Annotated in this window: 13 protein-coding genes and 2 tRNA genes; 6 read left to right on the top strand and 9 right to left on the bottom strand. The window is 67.0% G+C overall.

The genetic code is table 11. The annotated features are described in order from the left end of the window. Positions 1 to 49: 49 nt before the first annotated feature. From MRBLAR12_RS10705 to MRBLAR12_RS10695, 3 genes are all read left to right on the top strand, one after another. Positions 50 to 517, top strand: coding sequence for a tRNA (cytidine(34)-2'-O)-methyltransferase (locus MRBLAR12_RS10705; protein ID WP_229993187.1), 468 nt, complete (start codon positions 50 to 52; stop codon positions 515 to 517). Positions 518 to 810: 293 nt separating this feature from the next. Then, the gene (gene sigK, locus MRBLAR12_RS10700; protein WP_229993188.1) at positions 811 to 1,416 is read left to right on the top strand and encodes an ECF RNA polymerase sigma factor SigK; all 606 of its coding nucleotides are present in this window, start codon (positions 811 to 813) and stop codon (positions 1,414 to 1,416) included. Positions 1,417 to 1,426: 10 nt separating this feature from the next. Continuing rightward, the gene (locus MRBLAR12_RS10695; RefSeq protein ID WP_229993189.1) at positions 1,427 to 2,314 is read left to right on the top strand and encodes an anti-sigma factor; all 888 of its coding nucleotides are present in this window, start codon (positions 1,427 to 1,429) and stop codon (positions 2,312 to 2,314) included. Positions 2,315 to 2,465: 151 nt separating this feature from the next. On the opposite strand, the gene MRBLAR12_RS10690 is transcribed toward MRBLAR12_RS10695, so the two are convergent. The 6 genes from MRBLAR12_RS10690 to MRBLAR12_RS10665 all read right to left on the bottom strand — a co-directional run bounded on the left by MRBLAR12_RS10690 (position 2,466) and on the right by MRBLAR12_RS10665 (position 9,163). Beyond that, on the bottom strand, positions 2,466 to 3,869 hold the full coding sequence (locus MRBLAR12_RS10690; protein ID WP_229993194.1) for a gluconate:H+ symporter: 1,404 nt from the start codon (positions 3,867 to 3,869) through the stop codon (positions 2,466 to 2,468). Positions 3,870 to 3,914: 45 nt separating this feature from the next. After that, positions 3,915 to 4,445, bottom strand: coding sequence for a gluconokinase (locus MRBLAR12_RS10685; protein WP_229993190.1), 531 nt, complete (start codon positions 4,443 to 4,445; stop codon positions 3,915 to 3,917). 75 nt (positions 4,446 to 4,520) lie between these two features. Beyond that, positions 4,521 to 5,300 (bottom strand): PIG-L deacetylase family protein, encoded by a 780-nt coding sequence (locus tag MRBLAR12_RS10680; protein ID WP_229993191.1) that lies wholly within the window; start codon positions 5,298 to 5,300, stop codon positions 4,521 to 4,523. 4 nt (positions 5,301 to 5,304) lie between these two features. Then, complete coding sequence (locus MRBLAR12_RS10675) at positions 5,305 to 6,258, bottom strand: electron transfer flavoprotein subunit alpha/FixB family protein (protein ID WP_229993192.1); 954 nt, start codon at positions 6,256 to 6,258, stop codon at positions 5,305 to 5,307. Positions 6,259 to 6,274: 16 nt separating this feature from the next. After that, positions 6,275 to 7,075, bottom strand: coding sequence for an electron transfer flavoprotein subunit beta/FixA family protein (locus MRBLAR12_RS10670; protein ID WP_229993195.1), 801 nt, complete (start codon positions 7,073 to 7,075; stop codon positions 6,275 to 6,277). 300 nt (positions 7,076 to 7,375) lie between these two features. After that, entirely contained in the window at positions 7,376 to 9,163 is a 1,788-nt protein-coding gene (locus tag MRBLAR12_RS10665; RefSeq protein ID WP_364745805.1) for a S1C family serine protease, read from the bottom strand. Between the two features lie 296 nt (positions 9,164 to 9,459). Between MRBLAR12_RS10665 and MRBLAR12_RS10660 the strand changes: the two genes are divergently transcribed. From MRBLAR12_RS10660 to MRBLAR12_RS10650, 3 genes are all read left to right on the top strand, one after another. Next, positions 9,460 to 11,511, top strand: a complete 2,052-nt coding sequence (locus MRBLAR12_RS10660) for a TPM domain-containing protein (protein ID WP_364745803.1) — start codon at positions 9,460 to 9,462, stop codon at positions 11,509 to 11,511. 139 nt (positions 11,512 to 11,650) lie between these two features. Next, positions 11,651 to 12,442 carry a PspA/IM30 family protein gene (locus MRBLAR12_RS10655; RefSeq protein ID WP_229995992.1) on the top strand — a complete coding sequence of 264 codons (792 nt, stop codon included), beginning with the start codon at positions 11,651 to 11,653 and terminating at the stop codon, positions 12,440 to 12,442. A 144-nt stretch (positions 12,443 to 12,586) separates the two neighbouring features. Continuing rightward, positions 12,587 to 14,011 (top strand): cryptochrome/photolyase family protein, encoded by a 1,425-nt coding sequence (locus MRBLAR12_RS10650; RefSeq protein ID WP_229995991.1) that lies wholly within the window; start codon positions 12,587 to 12,589, stop codon positions 14,009 to 14,011. Between the two features lie 132 nt (positions 14,012 to 14,143). Here MRBLAR12_RS10650 and MRBLAR12_RS10645 read toward each other — a convergent pair. The 3 genes from MRBLAR12_RS10645 to MRBLAR12_RS10635 form a co-directional block, all read right to left on the bottom strand. After that, positions 14,144 to 14,220: transfer RNA gene (locus tag MRBLAR12_RS10645), tRNA-Met, on the bottom strand. 212 nt (positions 14,221 to 14,432) lie between these two features. Continuing rightward, a tRNA-Met gene (locus MRBLAR12_RS10640) sits at positions 14,433 to 14,506 on the bottom strand. A gap of 206 nt (positions 14,507 to 14,712) precedes the next feature. After that, positions 14,713 to 17,721 carry a UPF0182 family protein gene (locus tag MRBLAR12_RS10635; protein WP_364745800.1) on the bottom strand — a complete coding sequence of 1,003 codons (3,009 nt, stop codon included), beginning with the start codon at positions 17,719 to 17,721 and terminating at the stop codon, positions 14,713 to 14,715. Between the last annotated feature and the right edge of the window lie 54 nt (positions 17,722 to 17,775).

Below are 17,775 nucleotides of genomic sequence, written 5' to 3'. Positions count from 1 at the left end.
CGGAGGATCCGCGGCACGGCCGACGCCGGCGGCTCGCTAGGATGGAACGGTGTTCCGCATCCTCTTCCACACCCCCGAAATCCCCGGCAATACCGGAAACGCCATCAGGCTTGCTGCCATCACGGGCGCCGAACTGCACCTGGTGGAGCCCCTGGGCTTTGATTTTTCCGACGCCAAGCTCCGGCGGGCGGGCCTGGACTACCACGACCTCGCCGTCGTGACCGTCCACCCGGACATCGACGCAGCCTGGGCGGCGCTGGAGCCGGAACGGGTATTTGCCTTCACCTCCGACGGCGAGACCACCTACACAGACATCAGATACCGCGCCGGCGACGTCCTGCTGTTTGGTCCTGAATCCGTGGGTTTGCCCGAGGACATCAAGCACAGCCCCCGGGTGACGTCCCGCGTCCGCCTGCCGATGCTGCCCTCCCTCCGGTCGCTCAACTTGGCCAACGCGGCGTCCATCGCCGTCTATGAGGCATGGCGCCAGAACGGGTTCGCTGGGGCCAAGCTGTAGCGAGTCCGCCGCGTACGGCCGGTTGAACCGGCGGCTGCCCCCTAGGGAGCCCGCGGGAAAGAATCCCGCAGATCGCGCCCATCCGGGTTCCGGGCTGCGCCGAATCACTTCTGAAGGCGGGCACACGAAACCGTCGACTCAGCGTTTTGGGAGAAGCGGAAGGGAGCGAGGAGAGGCGGGTGAGAACAGTACATCTGTATAGACACCCCGCCCGGGAGGCAGGGGCCGGCCTCCCGCCGCATGCAGCACGCCTTGGCCCTCTTGCGCCGCTGGGCGCCTTATGCTTGGGAGTGATGGATACTCCGAATGCCCCGAACCCCGAGGCCGCAGCACCTGCGGGTACCTCAGCCGACATCAACGGCCGGCTCGGCAGCCTGCTGGAACTGATTGCCCAGGGCGACCAGGCGGCGTTCGCAGAGTTCTACAGCCTCACTTCCAGGCGCGTCTTCGGCATGGCACGCCGGGTCCTGATCGATACCGAACTCAGCGAGGACACCACGCAGGAAGTCTTCCTGCAGGTTTGGCAGAACGCTGCCAAGTTCAATCCCGCGGCCGGCAGCCCGCTCGCCTGGCTCATGACCATCTCGCACCGCCGTGCCGTTGACAAGGTCCGGTCCTCGCAGTCCGCCACGGACCGCGAAGCCAAATACGGGGCCAGCAGCCAGGAGATCGACCACGATTCCGTCTCAGACGAGGTCGGCAGCCGGCTTGAGGCCGAGACCGTGGTCCGGTGCCTGGAGACGCTGACCGATACGCAGCAGGAGTCCGTGCGGCTGGCATACTACGGCGGCCTCACCTACCGGGAAGTGGCCGAGCGGCTGAACGCCGCGGTTCCTACCATCAAGTCCCGCATCCGCGATGGACTGATCCGACTGAAGACCTGCCTGGGGGTGAGCTGAATTGACCGACATGAACCCACATGAGAACGACAACCGCCTCCCGGGCGGCTTCACTGCCGAGATCGCCACCGACCTGGCTTCCGGCCGTGTCGTGGACCTTGCCGAGGTCTACGCCCTCAACGCCGTGGACGACGCCGAACGCGCCGCGATCGAGCAGTTCCTCGCCTCCGCACCGGCCGCAGACCGCGATGCCTTCAATGACCGCGTCCGGCAGGCCAGGGAGACCCTGGCCACCAGCTTCACGGCCGAGGAAGAGCCTCCGCCCGGGCTGCTGGACCGGATCATGGCCTCCCTGCCGGCGCCGGCGGCCCAGCCGTCCCCCGCGGCAACGCCCCTGCCCGGCACGGGTCCGCAAACGACACCTGTGATGCCACATCCGGTACGCGAGAGCTCGGGAATAGCCGCCGCTGACGAGCTCGGCGCGGCCCGCAAGCGCAGGGAAGAACGCCGCCGTCCGCAGGGCATGCGGAACTGGCTTGTCGGCGTCGCCGCTGCAGCCGTGATCGCCCTGGGCGGCGTCGGCGTGGGCGCGTATGTGGCAAACCAGAATGATCCGCTGAACCAGGTAATGCAGGCCAGCGACGTCCGGCAGGCCACTGTCGACGTCAACGGCGGCGGCACGGCCACCGTGTCGATTTCCCCGTCCAAGGACGCCGCCGTCGTCAAAATGAACGGCGTCCCGGCTCCGCCCGCGGGCAAGGTGTACCAGATGTGGCTGATCCCGAAGGACGGCTCGGCCCCGGTGTCGCAGGGGCTCATGGACGCTGAAGCTTTGTCCAAGCCCGCGGTGGTCAAGGGCATCGGCTCCGCCGCCGCCCTGGGCATCACCGTGGAACCCGAAGGCGGATCCGCGACACCAACCCTGCCGACCGTCGCCGCGGCGCCGCTGAACGCTTAGCCACCGCAGGACCCAGCCATGCGCGGTTCACACAGGCCGCCCGGACGCAGAAAGCCGCCCGGGCCTTGGCTCCTTCCGAGGAAGGAGCCAAGGCTCGGGCGGCTTCTGCGTTGGCGCGCTAACGGCTTGTCCGGCTGACTTCGTGACCCGGCTAAATGACCAGCGAGAGCAGCATGACCAGGCCGAAGCTCACCACGGAGATCAACGTTTCCATGACCGACCAGGTCTTGAACGTCTGGCCCACCGTGAGTCCGAACAGCTCCTTGACGAGCCAGAACCCGGCGTCGTTCACGTGCGAGAAGAACAGCGAGCCGGCGCCGATCGCGAGGGCCAGCAGGGCGGCGTGCGTCGGCGTCAGCGAACTGGCGAGCGGCGCCACGATGCCGGCGGCCGTCACGGTCGCGACGGTGGCGGAGCCTGTCGCCAGGCGCAGGGCAACGGCCACGATGAAGCCGAGCAGCAGGACGGACATGTTGGTCCCCTCGGCCCAGGCCTTCACGGAGTCACCCACGCCAGCGCCAATCAGCGTCTGCTTGAAGCCGCCGCCCGCGCCGACGATCAGGATGATCCCCGCGATCGGGCCCAGGCTGGCAGCAATCTTGCTCGTAATCTTGGCGCCGTTCAGGCCCACGGCGTAGCCAAAGGTCACCATGGCCAGCAGGACGGCCAGGGTCATCGCCACCAGCGGCTGCCCGACGAAGTCGAAGAACATCCGGATGGCCGGGGCGGTCTTGGGATCGGGCCAGATGATGTCCACGACAGCCCTGAGCAGCATGAGCACCACCGGGAAGAGGATGGTCGACAGCGTCACGATAAAGCTCGGCGGGCGCTTGACGCCCTCCGTGTCCGCGCCGTGCACGGTGTCGACGCCGCCGGCGACGGCGGGGGCGCCCACGGGCACCCACCGGGCTGCCAGGCGGGAGAAGAGCGGGCCGCAGATGATCACCGTGGGGATGGCGACAAGGATGCCGAGGGCCAGGGTGGTGCCCAGTTCCGCCTTGACGGCGCTGATCGCGATGAGCGGTCCCGGGTGCGGCGGCACCAGGCCGTGCAGCACGGACAGGCCGGCCAGCGCCGGGATCGCGATGCGCATCAGCGGCATCTTCGAGCGCTGCGTGACCAGGACGATCACCGGCAGCAGCAGGACGAGCCCGATCTCGAAGAACATCGGCAGGCCGATGATCACGGCGACGAGCGTGATGGACCAGACCAGCTTGTTTCCGGTGGCCTTGGCCAGAAGAGTGTCGACCACCCGGTTGGCGCCGCCGGAGTCGGCGAGCAGCTTGCCCAGCATCGCGCCGAGCGCAACCAGCAGGCCCACTTCCTTCAGGACGCCGCCCACACCGTCTTCGAAGTTGATGATCACCTTGGCCGGTTCCACGCCTGCGGCAAGGCCGACGAATCCGGACCCCAGAATCAGGGCCAGGAAGGGGTGGAACTTGAATTTGGCGATCAGCACCACGAGCAGGGCGATGCCCAGGCCCGCGATGATGAGTAATTGGGTGTTGATGCCGGACCCGGCCTCAACGGCAGCCGGAAGCTGCGTTGCTATCAGTGATTTCACAAAAAATTCCTTGGTGGCGGCGGAACGCGGGAAGGCTCAGGGCCTGGCGTCGGCAGCGTCGAGATTAAGTCGGGTGATGATTTCCTGCGCTTCTTCCGCCGGCGTTGCGGAGACGGACAGGGAAATGAAGTTTTCGTCCGCTGTGGGCGCTTCGAGCGCGTCGAACTGGGACTCCAGCAGGGCCGGGGGCATGAAGTGCCCGTGACGGGAGGCCAGCCGGTCGGAGATCTTGTCCCGTGATCCCTCGAGGAACACGAAGACCACCCCTTCGCCGCGCAGAATGTCCCGGTAGCGCTTCTTCAGCGCCGAACAGGTTACGACGCCGGGATTCCCGGCTTCGGTGCGGGACCGGATCCAGTCGGCAATGCTTTCGAGCCAGGGCCACCGGTCCTCGTCGGTCAGCGGCTGTCCTGCGTGCATCTTTGCCACGTTTGATTCGGGGTGGAGGTCGTCGCCCTCGGCAAGGTCCCAGCCCAGCCTGCCGGCCAGGAGTCCCGCGACAGTTGATTTGCCGGATCCGGAGACGCCCATGATCACAAGAACGGGGTGTTGCGCAGTCTTCGCCATCAAAGTCTGCCTTCCATCAATTAAATATGATTTAAACAGAGGCCAGCTTATGGCAGAGGTTGTGCTGCGGCAACACTAGAAGCCGGCGATGGTCCCCTGGCCGTTGACTGTTACGACATGGAAGGCCTCGGCACTGCGTCCGGCGGGAAGTCCGGCGCGGGCCCCGGTGCCGAGCATGAGGCCGCGGACCGTGCGCTCCATGGCGTCGACGTCGGGATGCTGGCTGACGTGGATGTGGATGGCGGCAAGCTTGCTGTCCACGTGCCCGGTGACGTCCACGAAGTGGTTCTCGCGCTCTTCCGGCCCGGCGAAGAGCCACAACCAGGGCAATTTGTAGGCCTCCAGACCGGACTCGGCCAGTTCCGGGTACGCGAACGGGTTTTCCAGCGCGGGATACACGGCACGGGTCACGGCCTCCCCCACGGCCAGGTGATCCGGGTGGCTCTTCTGGATCCTGTTCCAGTTCCGTTCCGGATGCATGGACACCACGACGTCGGGCCGGAGCTGCCGGATCAGGCGCACCACCTCGCGCATCACCTCATGCGAGGGTTCGAGGTAGCCGTCACGCTGGTGCAGGTAGTGGATGTCCGTGACGCCGACCAGCGCGGCGGCGCGCTGCTGCTCCGCAACGCGCAGCCGCACGATTTCTTCGCGCTGCGCGGGATCAAAGCCGCCGGCGTCGCCGTCGGTCATGATGCAGTAGCTCACCTGGACTCCTGCGGCGGTCCATGCGGCCACTGTGCCGGCGGCGCCGAAATCGATGTCGTCGGGGTGGGCGGTGAAACAAAGCACCCGCTCGATCCGGGAGGTCTCCGGGTCGAACGGGCTTTGCGCCGGAACGGCGTTGGTGCTCACGCTGTCAGCCTTTGCGCTTCTTGATTTCCGCGGTTGCCTGCGGCAGAACCTGGAAGAGGTCGCCGACAACGCCGAAGTCCGCGATCTCGAAAACCGGCGATTCGGCGTCCTTGTTCACGGCCACGATCACCTTGGCGGTCTGCATGCCGGCCTTCTGCTGGATGGCTCCGGAAATGCCCGCGGAGATGTAGAGCTGCGGCGAGACGGTCTTGCCGGTCTGGCCGACCTGCGCGTCATGCCCGATCCAGCCCGCGTCCGTGGCGGCCCGCGAGGCGCCGATGGCCGCGCCCAGGGCGTCGGCGAGTTCTTCCAGCGGACCAAAGTTGCCGTCCACGCCACGGCCGCCGGCCACGACGATCCGCGCCTCGGTCAGGTCGGGGCGACCGCTGGCGGGCTTTTCGTTGCGTGCGGTGATGCGTGCGGAGGCGGCGGTGGCCGTCTCCGGGACCTCAATCGTGACAGTCTCCGGTGCCGTACCGGAGACGGCAGGCTCGGGAGTGATGCTGTTGGCTTTGACAGTGAGAACGGCCACGGGCGTCGTGGCCTTGGCCGTTGTGGTGTACGAACCAGCCAGCACGGACTTGTGGGCCGTTCCGTCGGGGTCCACGGCCACGACGTCGGTGATGACACCGGCGCCGAGCTTGATGCTGAGCCGGGCGGCGATTTCTTTGCCCTCGGCCGAGTTTTCGGTCAGGACCACGGTGGCACCGGAAGCCTGGACCGCGGCGGCGAGGTAGGAGGCCTTGGGGCCCACAAGATAGTCGTCGAGGTCGGCCGCGGACGGGCGGTAGAGTGCCTGGACGCCGTACTCAGCAAGGGCCGCAGCGGCATCATCGTGCAGTTCGCCATTGAAGGCGACGGCCGGTTCGCCGAGGGAGCGGGCGATCGTGAGCAGTTCCAGGCTCGACTTCTTCAGCGCCCGGCCGGGGTTGTCGATGAAAACGAGTACTTTTGCCATGTTCGGATAATCCCCTTTAGAGCAGCTTCTGGGCGGCCAGGAACTCGACCAGCTGGATGCCGGCGTCGCCTTCGTCGGTGATGATGGTGCCGGCCGTGCGCGGCGGACGGACCTCTGCGGTCTCGACGGCGGTCCAGGAACCGGACTTGCCCACCTGGGCCGCGTCGACGCCGATGTCGGCCAGGCTCAACGTGGTGATGGTTTTCTTCTTCGCCGCCATGATGCCCTTGAAGTTCGGGTAGCGGGGATCATTGATCTGGTCGGTGACCGAAACGACGGCCGGCAGGTCGGCCTCGATGGTGTCCGCGTGGGTGTCGCCGTCGCGCCGGGCGGTGAGCTTGCCGGCGTCGAGCTCCAGGGACGCGGCGAAAGTTACCTGCGGGAGCCCCAGCCGCTCAGCGAGCTGTGCCGGCACCAGCGAGGTCTCGCCGTCCGTGGAGGCCATGCCGGTGAGGATGAGGTCTGCGGGGGCGTCCGCGCCCAGGTGGCGGATCGCGGCGGCCAGCGCCAGCGACGTGGCCGCGGCGTCGGAACCGGCAAGGGCCTCGTCGCTGAGGTGCACGCCTTCAGAGGCGCCGATCTGGAGGGATTTCTTCACCGCGTTGACGGCCCCGGCCGGCCCCATGCTCAGGGCGATGACCTTGTTGCCGGCCGCTTCGCCGCCGCGGGCCTCGCTCAGCTGCAGCGCCGCCTCCAGGGCGTATTCGTCCAGTTCGGACAGGATGCTCTCGGAGCGGTCCACCGTGTTGGCCGCACCGGTGAGGTGGCGGTCGAACTGCGCATCCGGCACGTGCTTGACCAGCACAATGATTTTCAGAGTTTCTTCCACTGTGTCTACAGCAGCCTTCCATGCGGGTGGATAGCCGCCCCTGCGGGGACATGGCCACGGAACGCCCGGCAGCCGGGCTGTTCCTAGCTAACCATATAGCTGCCGGGCAGCGCGGCCACGGTTAACGTCTGTGTCAGCGCCCCGCCGCGTCCGGGGGTCCTCGTCAACAGGGGCCACCCCGTGAGCGGAGGCCGGGCACGAATGCGGCCGGGCACGGAAAAGGCCGGGCCGCACCGTTTGGTGCCGCCCAGCCCTTCCTGCTGCTGCTCTGCTTCTACTGCTCTGCTTTTACTGCTCGGTTGCAGTCCCGAGGGTCACGTCGAGGTCCTTCAGCTGGCCGCCGCGCAGGACCGTCACCTTGACCGTGGCTCCGGCGGGCTGTTCCCGCACTGCGGCGGTCAGCTGGTTGGGATCGCTGATGGTCAGGTTCTGGAACTTCGTCACGACGTCGCCGACCTTGACGCCGGCCTTGTCAGCGGCCGAGCCGGACTCGACGGTCGCGACCTCCGCGCCCACCGAGAATCCGGAGGAGGACGAGCCTGCGGCCTTGGGCTTCACGCTGACGCCGAACTGCGCGTGTGTGGCTTTTCCGCCGCTGATGATCTCCTGGGCCACGCGCTTGGCGTGGTTGATGGGGATGCTGAAGCCCACGCCGATGTTGCCGCTGCTGCTGCCGCTGGCCGAGTCGCCGCCGGCGGAGGCGATCGCGACGTTCACGCCGATGACTTCGCCCTTGGTGTTCACCAGCGCGCCGCCGGAGTTGCCCGGGTTGATGGCCGCGTCCGTCTGGATGACGTTGATCGAGATGGATCCCTGATCCGCGGTGCTCGGGGTCTCGCCGCCGCCCGGAGGCGCGAACTGGAAGCCCTGGTCCCCGCCCTGGGAGTTATCCGCACCGTCCTTCGGCGCAGCCGAGGATGCCACGCTGATGGTCCGGTTCAGGGTCGAGACGATGCCGTCCGTGACTGTGCCGGTGAGTCCCAGCGGCGAACCGATAGCGACGGCGGTGTCGCCGACGTTCAGTTTGCCCGAGTCACCGAGGGTTGCCGGGACCAGCCCCGAGGGGTTGTCGATCTTGATCACGGCGAGGTCCGAGAGCGGGTCGGTACCGACGATCTTCGCGGAGAAGACCTTGCCGTCGCTCGTCCGGACCTCCATCGTGGCGTTCGCAGCCTTGCCGTCGAGGGTGACCACGTGGGTGTTGGTCAGCACGTGGCCCTGGGTGTCCAGGATGATCCCGCTGCCGGTACCGCCGTCACTTCCGCTGGTTGCCTTGATGGTCACCACGCTGGGGGACGCCTTGAGTGCGGCGGCGGTGATGGCGTTGACGTCTTCCCTGTTGTTGACGATCACCGGACCGGCCTGGGTTGTGTTGCTCGAGGCCGCCGTGGAGGAACGGTCCAACAGCAGCGCGTTACTGCCGGCCACCACGCCGCCGCCGATCAGGCCGGCCGCCACGATGCTGGCCACAAGGGTCGGGACGCCGAACGCCGCCTTGCGCTTCGGGGCGTGCGCGGGGTCGTTCGCAAAGCCCGGGACGGAAGCATAGGACGGACCCGACGCCGGCTGGCCGCCGGAGTGGGCACCGTACTGGGACTGGCCATACGAGGACTGGCCGTACGGGGCCTGGCCATACGGGGGCTGGGCTTGCTGGGACTGGGCTTGCTGGGACTGGGCTGACTGGGACTGGCCGTAGGGCGGGTGGGCGGGCGGGGTGGGCTGGCCCTGACCCTGGCCGGCCTGGGAGAACCCGCCGTACTGGCCGGTTTGCTGGGCCGGGGCGCCGAACTGCTGGGTGTCCGCGGCGGAGCGCTGTGCCTCGGAGGGCTGCTGCTGGTAGACCGGCCGCGGCGCGCCGTCCTCGGCGCGGTCCAGGCGGAGGGTCGGGTTCTCGGGCGTCGGGCTTCCGGGCGCCGGGCTTCCGGACACCGGGCTTCCGGGCGCCGGGCTTCCGGGCGCCGCCTCAGGCGTGCGGCCGGCATGCGACTGATCCGGCGAGCCCTCCTGGGGTCCTCCCGGTTCCTGGTTCTGTTGTGTCGGCTCCGGTGTCGCACCCGGCACTGGGTTCTCAGTCATGAGACTTCCTTTCATCCTCGTCTGCCTATAACTATGGACGCTCAGGCTGACACTAGAGCGGACATTTACTGGGAGGTTCCTGAACGGATGGATTGCTGCCTTCGGGCCCGTGCTTCCCAGTTTAAGCGCGTTTCGCTGGTGGCATATTCCCCTAGGTGGACTGCCATTTGGGTGCACCATAGAATCAAATGGAAATGCCACAGCGACCTGCGGCTTTACATCTGCGTGGGGGCGCTGCTGCATTCTGTGACGGCTGGTTCGACCGAACCGGTCCCAGAAGTGCTGAAGGGTTGCACATGCGGTCTAAGTTGAATCGTTTTCTCGCCGTCCTTGGCGTGGCTGGATTGCTGGCGCTCCCCGCCGCTCCAGCCCTGGCCGAAGATCCGGTGACCATTCCGTCCGGGCAGAACATCGTGGACAGTGCGAACGTGCTCGGCGGCCGCAAGGCCGAAGTTCAGGACGCCATCCAGAAGCTCCTGAAGGACCACAAGTACAACCTGTATGTCATCACGGCAAAGACGTTTGAGAATCCGGCCGACCCCAAGGCGTGGGCCCAGGCTGTCGCGACGAACAAGGGCATGGGCAAGGCCGACGTCATCCTCACCATGTCTGACGACGGGAAGTACTACTTCTCCCCCAACTCGGCCAGCGCGATCTACTCCAAGACGTCGAACATCACCCAGAACGCCATAGTTCCGAACCTGGCCGGCGGGAAGCGCGACTTCGCGCAGGCGGCCATTGACACCGCTGCCGCGGTGGGCGACGCGGCGTCCGGCGGCAGCGGCTCGGTGCCGTCCGACGCCGGGGCGGGCAGTGCCGTACTGGTGGGGGTCGGCGTCGTGGCCGTGGCAGGAGGCGGAGCCTATCTGTACTTCCGCAACCGCCGGAAGAAGGCCAGCCAGGGTGCGGGAGCGTCCAAGGGGTCACAAGGTGCGCAGGCGGATCCGCTGGCGGGTCTCAGCGTGACCGAACTGCGCCGTAAGAGCGATTCGCTGCTGATCGAGGCCGATGACGCCATCAAGTCCAGCGAGCAGGAACTGGGATTCGCCCAGGCCCAGTATGGCGATTCCGCGGTGGGTAATTTCACGAAGGCGCTGCAGGAGGCCAAGGGCCACATGACGGAGTCGTTCAAGCTGCAGCAGCAGCTCGACGACCACATTCCCGACACCGAGGAGCAGCAACGGAGCTGGCTCGGCGAAATCATCCGCCGCGCCGAGGCCGCGCTGGCCTCGCTGCAGGAACAGAAGGCGGACTTCGATTCCCTCCGGGAGCTCGAGAAGAACGCCCCGCAGGCCCTCGCCGCCGTCGGTGCCGGCGCCGCGGAAGCCGAGGCCAAGATTGCCAGCGCCGAAAAATCGCTGACGGATCTGCGCGCCAAGTACGCCGAAAGCGCCCTGGTCCAGGTGGCGGACAACATCAACCAGGCCAAGGAACGCCTCGAATTCGTGCAGAACGCCTCAACCGCGGCGCAGGAAAAGCTCGCCGCGGGCGAGAACAGCCTTGCCGCGGTGGCCGTGCGGGCAGCCGAGGAAAGCCTGCACCAGACGAACGTGCTGATCGGGGCCATCACCAAGGTGGCCGGCAGCCTGGATGAGGCCCGTAGTGGCCTGGAATCCGCCGTCGTCGACACCGCCCAGGACCTGGCGCAGGCCAAGGCGATGCTCCAGTCCGGCGCCCATCCGGAGCTGTCCGGTCCGGTGGCCGCCGTCGAAGCGGCGCTGGCGCAGGTCAAAGCGGAAATCCAGGGCGGAAAAATCGATCCCATCGCCACCCTGGAGCGGGTCGAAACGGCGCACCAGACACTGGACCAGTCCCTGGGCGGAATCCGCGACCAGCAGGAACAGGCCCGCCGCGCCCAGGCCTCGCTACATCAGAGCATCATGTCGGCCCAGGCCCAGATCAGCGCGACGTCGGACTACATCACTGCCCGCCGCGGAGGCGTGGGCACCGATGCCCGCACACGCCTGGCCGAAGCACAGCGGAACCTGGACTATGCGCTCTCGATCTCCCGCACCGACCCGGTCACTGCGCTGCAGTACGCGCAGCAGGCCCACGCCCTGGCGGCGCAGGCCGCCCAGCTGGCCCAGTCCGATGTTGACCAATTCGGCGGCTACGCCAACCAGGGCTACGGCCGTGGCGGGATGTTCGGCGGCAGCGGCGGAGGCGGCCTCGGCGGCGCGATCCTCGGTGGAATCCTCATCAACTCGATCCTCCACGGCGGAGGCGGCGGAGGCTGGGGCGGCGGCGGAGGCAGCTGGGGCGGCGACGATTCCGGCGGCGGCTGGGGTGGCGGCGGCGACTTTGGCGGCGGCGGAGACTTCGGCGGCGGCGACTCCGGCAGTTTCTAGGCTGTGGCCGCCCCCGGACGGGAAACACTGACGGGAAGAGTACAGACCACGCGCCGGCCGGACCGGACAGCGAATAGATGCGATACACCATCGATCACTGGAATCAGTGAGACAACGGAGCAGGACGAAAGGTAACACCATGGTTAAGCAGTCCATTTTCGGCCGCATGGCGCAGCTGGCGAAGGCAAACATCAACTCGTTGCTGGACCAGGCCGAGGATCCGCAGAAAATGCTGGACCAGATGGTCCGCGACTACACGAACAACATCGCGGAGGCCGAGTCCGCCGTGGCCCAGACCATCGGCAACCTGCGCATGCTCCAGGACGACTACAACGAGGACGTCCGCAACGCCCAGGACTGGGGCAAAAAGGCCCTCGCCGCCTCACGCAAAGCCGACGAATACCGCGCCAAGGGCGACGTCGGAGACGCGGAGAAGTTCGACAACCTGGCCAAGATTGCACTGCAGCGCCAGATGGGCTCTGAGAACGAGGCCCGGGCCGCAGAGCCGAGCATCGCATCCCAGACCGAGGTGGTGGACAAGCTCAAGCACGGGCTTGACCAGATGAAGGGCAAGCTCAACGAGCTGACCAGCAAGCGCAATGAGCTGGTGGCCCGGTCCAAGACCGTAGCGGCCCAGAGCCAGGTCCACGACGCCCTCAAGAGCATCAACATCATGGACCCCACTTCCGAGGTGGGCCGCTTCGAACAGAAGATCCGCCGCGAGGAAGCCAAGGTCCGCGGCCAGCAGGAACTCGCCGAGTCGAGCCTGGACGCCCAGTTCAACTCGCTGGAAGACCTGGGCGAGCAGACCGAGATCGAAGCCCGGCTGGCAGCGCTGAAGTCCGGCGGCTCCCCCGCCGCCATCGGCACCGGGGACCGGAGCACCGAGTCCGGTTCCACGGTCGACGAGGCCGACTTCGACAAGCTCTGACCGGCCGGCCGTTCCTGACCCAGGGCCGGACTACGGCGGGTGAGCCTGACACCTCAGGGTCGCCCGCCGGAGCCCGGCCCTTTGTTGTGCCCTTTTGCACCGCACCGCCGGCCGTGACGGCGGCCGCGCGTGTACCGTGGATCCATGTCTGCGACCCTTGTCTGGCTCCGTGACGACCTCCGGCTGGATGACAATCCGGCACTGGCGGAAGCCGCCGCCCTGCGCACACCCCTGACCGTCGTCTATATCCTGGACGAGGAGTCGCCCGGCGTCCGGCCCCTGGGCGGAGCAGTGAAGTGGTGGCTCCACCACTCCCTGGCCGGGCTCGCCGCCGCGCTGGAGGCCACCGGCTCGCGGCTGGTGCTCCGCCGCGGCCCGGCCGCCCGGATCATCCAGGACCTCGCGGTGGAGACGTCAGCCGACACCCTGCTGTGGAACCGCCGCTACGGCGGGCCAGAACGCGCCGTCGACGCCGGCCTGAAGAGCTGGGCCACTGACGCGGGCATGAACGCCACGAGCTTCCAGGCAAACCTCATGTTCGAGCCGTGGACCGTGCGGACCGGCAGCGGGGGCCCCTACAAGGTCTTCACGCCCTTCTGGAAGGCCTGCCTGGCCGGCACCGAGCCCCGGCACCCTCTGGAGGCCCCGGACCAGCTGCCGGCCCCGGCACGCACCCGCAGCGGCGGCCTGCCGGCAAGCGAAACACTCGACGTATGGGGCCTGCTCCCCCGTGATCCCGATTGGAGCTCCGGGCTGGCTGCCACCTGGACCCCCGGAGAAGCTGGCGCCTACAGCCGCCTCACGGATTTCGTGGACGGGCCGGCGGCTGAATATGGCACCGGCCGCGACGTCCCCGGCGTCGAAGGTACCAGCCGGCTCTCTCCGCATCTGCGTTTTGGCGAAATCAGCCCCTTCCGGATCTGGCACACACTGCGGGACAGCTTTGCGCCGGGAGCGCCGGCCGACGTCGGGATCTTCCGTTCCGAACTTGGCTGGCGGGAATTCTGTTGGCAGCTGCTCTATGAGAATCCGGACCTGGCGACGCGGAATTACCGGCCGGAGTTCGACCGCTTCGAGTGGCAGCCGGCGGCCGGAGCCGAGCTGGAAGCCTGGCAGCAGGGCCGCACCGGCTACCCGATGGTGGACGCGGGCATGCGCCAGCTCTGGCAGACGGGCTGGATGCACAACCGCGTGCGGATGGCGGCCGCGTCCTTCCTGGTCAAGAACCTGCTGGCCGACTGGCGGCTGGGCGAGGCCTGGTTCTGGGACACGCTGGTGGATGCCGATGCCGCGAGCAACCCGGCCAACTGGCAGTGGGTCGCGGGCTCGGGGGCCGACGCCTCGCCGTATTTCCGGATCTTCAACCCGGTTACGCAGAGCAAGAAGTTCGACGCCGCCGGGCGATATCTGCGCGGGTACATTCCCGAGCTCGCCGCGCTGGACGACAAAGCCGTCCACGAGCCCTGGAAAGCTAACGGCGCCGCCCCCGGCTACCCCGCACCCATCGTGGACCTTGCCGAGTCCCGGGCGCGCGCACTGGCGACCTATCAGCGGCTCCAGGACGGCTGACGGCCGGCTGAGCGCCCGTAAGAGGGCCCGTAAGACCGGCCCGGGCGGCGCCCTCGAAGTAGCCGCCCGCAGAGGAAACAGAAAGGCCCGGATCATCAGATCCGGGCCTTTCTGTGTACTGCTGGTGTTTCCTGGTTGCGGGGACAGGATTTGAACCTGTGACCTCTGGGTTATGAGCCCAGCGAGCTACCGAACTGCTCCACCCCGCGTCGCTTGATCAACTCTACCCTAGTTTCCGGGCCGCCCTGACCACGACCCCAAACCTGCCCCAGTCCCAGTCCCAGGATGTCCGGGTCGCCTCCGGCCCCCGGTTGTGTCGGGTCCGGTCGCGCGGGTTCCGGGTCGCGGTCGCGGTGCCTAGTCAGTGCTTACAGCAAAAGGTCCGGAACACTGTTTCCAATGTTCCGGACCTTTTCTCCAGTTGCGGGGACAGGATTTGAACCTGTGACCTCTGGGTTATGAGCCCAGCGAGCTACCGAACTGCTCCACCCCGCGTCGCAAGATCAACTCTACCTGCCGGTGAACTTGAGGCCAAATCGAGGTGACGTGATGTGTATCTCGCCGCCCGCCGGAGCTTCCGCCCGGGCCCGAAGCCCCGCGGCCAAAGCCGCGCAGACCGCGGCCGGCCCGTCTACACCACAGGCCGGGTTCGCCTCTCCGGAGAGGGCAAACCCGGCCTGTCGTTGGTCGCTAGCGCTGCGCTAGCTGCCGGCCGTCGCTGACGGAGTGGCCGACGGTGTGGCCGACGGCGAGGCGGTGCCCGCCGGGGCGGCCGGGGTTTCCAGCTTCGCTTCGGCCTCGAGCGCCTTCTGCAAGGCGGCGGCCAGCTTCTTCTGCTGGTCACCATAGGTCGCGAAGTCACCCTTTGCGAGGGCTTCCTGGCCGGCCTTGATCGCGGCGTTGGCCTCGTCCAGGGCGGCCTTCAGGTCTGCCTTCGCGTCGGTGGTGCCAGGCGCTGCCGGTGTACCCCCAGGGGTGGTGGGCGTGGCCGGCGTTTGACCCTTGTTCGCCGAGTCCCCTGCCGCGGCCCCCGAATTTCCGCCGAACAGCTGGTTCAGTGCCTCGTCCAGCGTGGGCGCGAACCCGATCTTGTCGCCGAACGCCACGAGGACGCGCTGCAGCGTCGGGTAGGAGGTTTCACCGGTAGACCGCAGATACACGGGCTGGACATACGCCATGCCGCCGCCGACCGGCAAGGTCAGCAGGTTGCCGTTGAGCACCGCTGACGCACCCTGACGCAGCAGGTTCAGTGCCTGCGAAACGGTGGGGTCGGAGTTGAACTTGTTCTGTGCCTGGCCGGGGCCCGGGACCTGGGTCTCCGGCGGGATCTGCAGGAGCCTGAGCTGGCCGTAGCTGTCCGCCTTGACGCCCTTCTGGTTGCCGGCGTCGGAGTCCGCGGCCAGGAAGCCGTAGAGCACGTTGCGGGCGTTGCCGTTGACCACCTGCGGGATGAACGACGAGGTCAGCTGGAACGCCGGCTTGTCCTGGTCGGGCATCTTCAGCGACATGTAGTACGGCGGCTGCTTGACCTCGTCCTTGACGGTGGGGTCGTTGGGTACGGACCAGGCGTCAATGTTGGTGTAGAAGCTGTCCGGGTTGGTCACGTGGTAGCGGCCAAGAAGTTCGCGCTGCACCTTGAACAGGTCCTCCGGGTACCGCACATGGCTCATGAGCGCACCGGACATCTCGGAATAGGGCTTCACCGACGTGGGGAAGACCTTCTGCCAGGACTTCAGTACCGGGTCCTGGTCATCCCAGGCATACAGCGTCACAGAGCCGTCATAGGCGTCCACGGTGGCCTTGACCGAGTTGCGGATGTAGTTCACCGAACTGTTCGGCAGGGCTACCGTCCGATTCGCGGCGGTCTGCGAGTCGGCCGTCGCCGCGGAGAGCTGCTCCTGCTGGGAGTACGGGAAGTACGGGCTCGTGGTGTACCCGTCCACGATCCACTTCACCCTGCCGTCGACGACGGCGGGATACGGATTGCCGTCCACGGTCAGGTAGGGCGCCACCTTTTCGACGCGGTCCCGCGGGTTGCGGTCGTAGAGGATCTGGGACTCGGCGTTCACGCCGTCGGAAAGCAGCAGGTCCGAGGACTGGAACTTGATCGCGTAGAGGATCTTGTTGAAGAAGCTGCCGACGTTCGGGCCGCCGTTGCCGGTGAAGGTGTACTGCGTTTCGCCGTCGCCTTCCTTGGCCGCCGGCCGGTCCTGCTCGCGGTGCGCGGCACCGGCCGGGGCACCCACGATCGAGTAGTCGGGCGAGTCCTGGCCGAAGTAGACGCGGGGCTGATAGGTCGAGTCGTTGCCGAGCGCGCCGTTGGACGGGATGCCCGACTGCAGGAAGTCCGGTTTGCCGTCCACGGTGAACTTGTTGCCCTTGGCCGCGACGACGCCATAGCCGTGCGTGTAGACCACGTGCCGGTTCAGCCAGGACTGCTGGTTCGTCGCCAGCCCGTCCGGGTTGAGTTCACGGACGGCGATGACCGTGTCCTGGATTTTGCCGTCGATCTCGTAGCGGTCCACATTCAGGGCGCTGGGGAACTGGTAATAGGGCCGGTACTGTTCAAGCTGCGAGAACGCATCCGAGATCAGGTTCGGATCGAGCAGTCGGATGTTGGCGGTGGTCTGCGCATCGGGGGCCAGCGCACCGGAGGTGGCTGCGGTGGTGGCGTTGTACCGCTTCTCCTGAACCTTGTCCAGGCCGTAGGCGGCGCGGGTCATTGCGATGTTCCGCTTGATGAATTCGTTCTCCAGCGTCTGCTCCGAGGGCCGGACCTGGAACTGCTGGATGACCCACGGGTAGACGCCGCCGGCGAGGATGGCCGTGATGATGAGCATGGCGGTGCCGATCACCGGCAGACGCCACTTGCCGATCACCGCGGCGACGATGAACAGCACGGCCACGATCGCCGCGGCCACGGCCAGGATGGCCTTGGTCGGAATGACGGCGTTCACATCCGTGTACAGCGCACCGGCCCAGCGCCCGCCGTTGTTCTGCACGGTGGAATAGCGGTCCAGCCAAAAGTTGACGCCCATCAGCACCAGGAAGGCAGCGCCCGTGACAGCCAGGTGGATCTGGGCGGCGCGGCTGGTGAAGATTCCGCGTTCCATGATCCGGATGCTGCCGTAAAGGTAGTGCGTAAGGATGCCGGCAAGGCCTGCGACCACCGTGACGCTGATGAGGAACCCCGTGACGAAGCCGAGGAACGGAAGGGTCATGAGGTAGAAGCTGATGTCCAGGCCGAACTGCGGATCGTTCTGGCCGAAGGCCTCCTGGTTGAAGAACAGGAGCACTTTCTGCCACTGGCTGGCGGCGGCGCTGCCGGCGAACAGGCCAAAGAGGATAGGAATGCCCACCATCACGACGCGCCGCACGGGTTCGAGCTGGGCCTGGTAGCGGTTCAGGTTGTCCCGGATTTCCGAGTCGGGAGCGTACACCGGCCGCGCATGGTAGGCAATCCGGATGGCGAAGAAGACGGCGGTAAACATGACGGCGAAACCTGTCATGAAAATCCCGATCCTGGCCAGGTTCTCGGTCATGAACACTTCGAAGAAGCCCAGCTGCTGGTACCAGAGGACATCCGTCCAGACATTGGCAAAGAAGATGAATCCGACCACGATCAGGGCCACGATGATGAGCGTCGGCGTCAGGGCGCCGCGTCGTGTCTGGGGTCTTCCGGGCGGGGCAGGGCTGGCGGGACGGGACAAACTCGGTACCTCATAGCTGGTCGTCTACTGCTGGTTTTTAGTTATTAGTCGCTG

The organism is Arthrobacter sp. LAR12-1-1.1, assembly GCF_040676555.1.
Taxonomy (GTDB): domain Bacteria; phylum Actinomycetota; class Actinomycetes; order Actinomycetales; family Micrococcaceae; genus Arthrobacter.
Note: the sequence above shows the minus strand (reverse complement) of the source record. Positions and strands in the feature narration are given on the sequence as shown.